This window comes from Paraconexibacter sp. (assembly GCF_041602235.1).
Taxonomy (GTDB): domain Bacteria; phylum Actinomycetota; class Thermoleophilia; order Solirubrobacterales; family Solirubrobacteraceae; genus Paraconexibacter.
The window spans coordinates 1-4,856 of record NZ_JBFIGP010000284.1; the positions used below are offsets into that span (position 1 = coordinate 1).

At 72.5% G+C, this 4,856-nt stretch carries 5 protein-coding genes; all 5 read left to right on the forward strand.

Features of this window, described 5'->3' with window-relative positions; genetic code table 11:
* Window positions 1–1,900: response regulator transcription factor (locus ABYE80_RS17160; RefSeq protein WP_372791527.1), on the forward strand; the 1,900-nt coding region annotated here is incomplete at its 5' end.
* A 42-nt stretch (window positions 1,901–1,942) separates the two neighbouring features.
* Complete coding sequence (locus tag ABYE80_RS17165; RefSeq protein ID WP_372791528.1) at window positions 1,943–2,236, forward strand: DUF4242 domain-containing protein; 294 nt, start codon at window positions 1,943–1,945, stop codon at window positions 2,234–2,236.
* 197 nt (window positions 2,237–2,433) lie between these two features.
* On the forward strand, window positions 2,434–3,810 hold the full coding sequence (locus ABYE80_RS17170; RefSeq protein WP_372791529.1) for an NAD(P)/FAD-dependent oxidoreductase: 1,377 nt from the start codon (window positions 2,434–2,436) through the stop codon (window positions 3,808–3,810).
* A 53-nt stretch (window positions 3,811–3,863) separates the two neighbouring features.
* Window positions 3,864–4,355 carry a cation:proton antiporter regulatory subunit gene (locus tag ABYE80_RS17175; RefSeq protein ID WP_372791530.1) on the forward strand — a complete coding sequence of 164 codons (492 nt, stop codon included), beginning with the start codon at window positions 3,864–3,866 and terminating at the stop codon, window positions 4,353–4,355.
* Window positions 4,356–4,358: 3 nt separating this feature from the next.
* The coding region (locus tag ABYE80_RS17180) for a cation:proton antiporter (protein WP_372791531.1) at window positions 4,359–4,856 on the forward strand (498 nt) is incomplete at its 3' end.

Sequence of the window (4,856 nt, forward strand, 5' to 3'; positions counted from 1 at the left end):
CGGGATGATCGAGACGCTGCCGTCGCGGGGCCTGGCGTGCCGGTTCGCGCACGAGCTCGTGCGCCGGGCGCTCTACGACCGGCTCTCGGGACCGCGCCGGGCGGAGCTGCACCTCCGGGTCGGGGAGGCGCTCGAGGCGAGTGAGGAGCCGACGGGCCGCGTCCTCGCCGGGCTCGCCCACCACTTCGCGACGGCAGCCCCGTTCGGCGACCGCCAGCGGGCGGTCGACTACAACCTGCGCGCGGCACGCTCGGCGACCGCGGCCCTGGCGTTCGACCAGGCGGCAGCGCTGCTGCGCACCGCCCTCGAGCTCGGCGTCGCGACCCCGCTCGATCGGCTCGACGTCCACCTGGAGCTCGGCAACGTCTGTCACCGCAGCGGCAAGGCCCTCGAGGCGCAGCAGGCGTTCATGGCCGCGGCGGACATCGCCAGGGAGATCGGCGAGCCGCACGGGCTGGCACGGGCGGCGATCGGCTACGAGAACGCCTGCTGGCGGCCCGGGATCGCCGACCAGGGCGCGGTCGAACTGCTGGAGGAGGCGGCCGCGAAGCTCGGCGACGAGGATTCCACCCTGCGCGTCGGGCTGCTTGGGGGGCTCGCGCGGGCACTGGCCTTCCGAGGCGAGCGGCTGCGGGCCGCGACGACCCGAGCCGCAGCGGTGCGGTCGGCCCGGCACCTCGACGACCGGCGAGGGCTGGCCGGAGCGCTCGTGAGCGCCTACTGGTCCCGCGGCGTCACGCCGCTGCCGCAGATCCTCGACATGCTGACGGAAGCCCGCGACCTCGGCACCGAGCTGGGCGACACCGAGATCCTGGCGGAGGCGATGTCCTGGCGGGTGCCGGCCTACGTCGCGCTCTGCGACCACGCGTCGGCCAGAACCGAGATCGCCGCGCTGCTGGAGGTCGCCGAGCAGACGGCGCAGCCGTTCATCGTCCACGTGGCCGAGCACTACGGATCCGCCATCGCCCTGTGCGACGGGTCGCTGGGCGAGGCCGAGGCCCGAGCGCGCCGGTCCCACGAGTGGAGCCGGCTCCTCACCGGGCGTGACGCCTCCGGCGTGCACGGGATCCAGATGTTCAGCGTGCTGCGGGAGCAGGGGCGGCTGGCGGAGCTCGCTCCCGCCGTCTCGATCCTCGCCCGCGACGAGAACCGCCAGGCGTCCTGGCGCCCGGGCCTGGCGGCGCTGCTCGCCGAGGTGGGGATGGAGCAGCAGGCTCGCGACGAGCTCGAACGGCTCGCGCGCGACGGCCTCGACGCGTTCCGCGAGTCCCTGTGGATGGCGTCGCTGGCCTACCTGACCGACGCCGCGGCCGCGCTGGGCGACGAGGACGTCGCCGCGCTCGTGTACCCCGAGCTGGTGGTCCACGCGGGCGAGAACGTGATGGTCGGTCATCTCGTCTCCTGCTACGGGGCCGCCGACCGCTATCTCGGCATGCTCGCGACGACGCTCGGCGAGTGGGACCGAGCCCAGGAGCACTTCGAGCACGGTCTGACCCTCAACCGCTCGCTGGGCGCCGCGACCTGGGTCGCGCACACCTCGTACGAGTACGCCCGGCTGGAGCTCGCGCGGCCGGGGGGCGACCGCTCGCACGCCCGTGCGCTGCTCGGAGAGACCGTCGAGCTGGCCGAGCGCATCGGGTTGCGAGGCCTGCTCGCCCGCGCCCGCGCGCTGGGGCCCGCCCCGCCCGCCACGGGGCTGCCGGCCGGTCTCTCACCGCGTGAGGTGCAGATCCTCGTCCTCGTGGCGCAGGGCCACACCAACCGCCGGATCGGCTCGGAGCTGTCGATCAGCCAGCACACCGCGGCCAACCACGTGCGGAGCATCCTGCGGAAGACCGGGTGCGCGAATCGCACGGAGGCCGCCACCTACGCCCACCGGCACGGCCTCATGACCACCTGATCGCTGTACCGGGGGCGATCCGCGCGCTACGCTCGGTCCGCGATGCCCGTCTTCGTCATCGAGCGCAACTTCGCGGAGCAGCTCGACCTGTCGAGCGAGGACGTGCGCCTGATCGACGAGATCAACGCCGACGAGGGCGTGCGCTGGCTGTTCTCGTTCCTGAGCGCGGACCGGCTGCGCACCTACTGCCTGTACGAGGCGCCCTCCGCCGAGGCGATCGTCGCCGCCGCCGAGCGCGCGAACGTCCCGGCCGACGTGGTGGTGGAGGTCAGCGCCGCCGCGCCGGAGCTGGCCGGTCGCCTCGGCGGCCTGGCGCAGACGCTGTCGCAGACCTGACGTCCGAGGTCGCGGCGCGGCTGCACGATCCCTCCCGACGGGTCGATCAGCCGCAGGTTCACCCCGCCGGGGGCCGAGGTGCACCCCGTCGGGCGACGCGCCGACGTCTGGTCCAGACCTACCGTTGTGGTGGCCCTGGGAGGACCGACTCCCACCCTCCGCGATCCACCGGCACGCCGGTGAGGAACGAGACCGCAATGCCGACGCAACATCTGGAAACCGACTACCTCATCCTCGGCGCGGGCGCGATGAGCATGGGGTTCGCGGACGTCATCCTCACGGAGGACCCGACCGCGCAGATCGTCATGGTGGACCGGCACGCCAACCCCGGAGGGCACTGGAACGACGCCTACCCCTTCGTCCGCCTGCACCAGCCCGCGGTCTACTACGGCCTCGTCTCGACGGACCTCGGGCAGGGCGGCGAGGACCTGAGCTCCGGCGCGGACCTCCTCGCCTACTACCGGGACGCGATGGACCGCTTCGTGCGCACCGGCCGCGTCCGGTTCCTGCCGATGAGCGAGTACCAGGGCGATGGCCGCATCGTCTCCACGCTGAGCCCCGATCGCGTCACCACCGTCACGGCGCGCCGCCGCATCGTCGACGGGACCTACAACCAGGTGAAGGTGCCGTCGGTCTGCCCTCCGCGGTACGAGGTCGCCCCGGACGTCACGGTGATCCCGCCCAACGACCTGACGCAGATCCGTCAGCCGTGGGAGCGCTACGTGATCGTCGGCGCGGGCAAGACGGGGATCGACTCGATCCTGTTCCTGCTCGACAACGGCGTCGACCCGGACCGCATCCAGTGGATCATGCCCAACGACGCGTGGCTGCTGGACCGGGCCTACATGCAGCCGGGCATCGTGCTCGACACCGTCGTCGCCATGCAGCAGAGCATCGTCGACTCGAGCACCATCGACGACGCGTTCCTGCAGCTGGAGCGCCAGCAGATCGTGTTCCGGCTGGACCCCGGGAGCCTGCCCGCCAAGTGGCGCTGCGCCACCGTGGACCGCCGGGAGTTCGCCGGCCTGTGCCGCGTGAAGGACGTCGTCCGCATGGGCCGGGTGCAGCGCATCGGCGACGGCGAGATGCAGCTCGACGGCGGCACGGTGAGCGTCCCGTCCGACACGCTCTTCGTGGACTGCTCGGCGAACGGGCTGGTCAAGATCGACCCCCGCCCCCTGTACTCCGAGGGACGCGTGACCCTGCAACCCGTGTTCATGTGCCAGCAGACGTTCAGCGCCGCCCTGATCGCCCATCTCGAACTGCTCGACATGAGCGACGACCGTCGCAACCGGATCTGCGCGCCGGTCCCGCATCCGGAGCTGGTCGAGGACCTTCCGCGGGCCCTCGTCGTCACCTCCCGGAACATGCTGAACTGCACCCGCCACATGGCGCTCTGGCTTCGCCGCTGCCGCCTGTACCTCGGGCACCACGCCCCGCCGCACCGCTACCTGCTGAGCTCCGCCAAGCTGGCGCTGATGCAGCGCAGGGCGGTCGCCTCGATGGACCGGTTCGGGCGCAGCGCCGCCGTCGAGCCCGTCGACCAGCGCGAGCCGGTCGGGGCGGGCGTGTGAGGGCCCGGCGCCGGGCGCCGGAGCCGAGCAGCGCCGCCGACTAGCATCCAAGCATGAACGCGCTCGTCGAGACCCAGCTGCCGGGGGTGGGCATCCGGCACGACTTCACGACCGGACGGGGGGACAGGATCGGCGTCCTGAACCGGCTCGGCGGCGAGCGGGAGCTCCTGCTCTACGACCGCAACGACCCGGACGCGTGCAGCACCACCGTTCGCCTCGAGGAGTCGGAGTCCGAGGTGCTCGCGCAGCTGCTGGGCGTCACGCAGATCACGCAGAACCTCGACGCCGTGCGCGAGGCGGTCGGAGGTCTGATGGTCGAGCGGCTGCCGATCGAGGCTGGCTCGACGTTCGCGGGCCGCACGATCAGCGACACGCAGATGCGCACCCGCACCGGGGTATCGATCGTCGCGGTGCTCCATCAGGAGGGGGCGGCAACCCCCTCGCCCGGGCCGGAGCAGACGCTGGAACCCGGGGACACGCTGCTCGTCGTCGGGACCGCGGAGGGCGTCCAAGCCGCCGATCTGCGCCTGCGCGGCGAGCGCTGAGGCGTGACGCCGCCACTCGGCGCCTCGTTCTCCGCAGGGGACACCGCGCTCGCGCTGATCGAGCTCGGCGTGGCGATGCTGCTCCTCGGGGGCGTCGCCCGCATCGCGTACCGGCTGCAGATGTCGGCCGTCCCGTTCTACCTCGCGGTCGGCGTGCTCATCGGCCTGGGACCGGGGCCGCTGGAGGTCTCCGACGACTCGATCGAGCTCGGCGCCGCCATCGGCGTCGTGCTGCTCCTCTTCTTCATCGGACTCGAGTACACCGGCGCGGAGCTGCTGACCACGCTGCGCAAGCAGCGGGCGTCGGGGGTCGTCGATGCCCTCCTCAACGCCGTCCCCGCCCTCGGGGTCGCACTGCTCATGGGGCTGGACTGGGGCGCGAGCGTCGCGCTCGTGGGCGTGACCTGGATCTCGTCCTCCGGGATCGTGTCCCGCACCATCGACGACCTGGGCAGGCTCGGCAACCGCGAGACCCCGAGCATCCTCTCCATCCTCGTCATC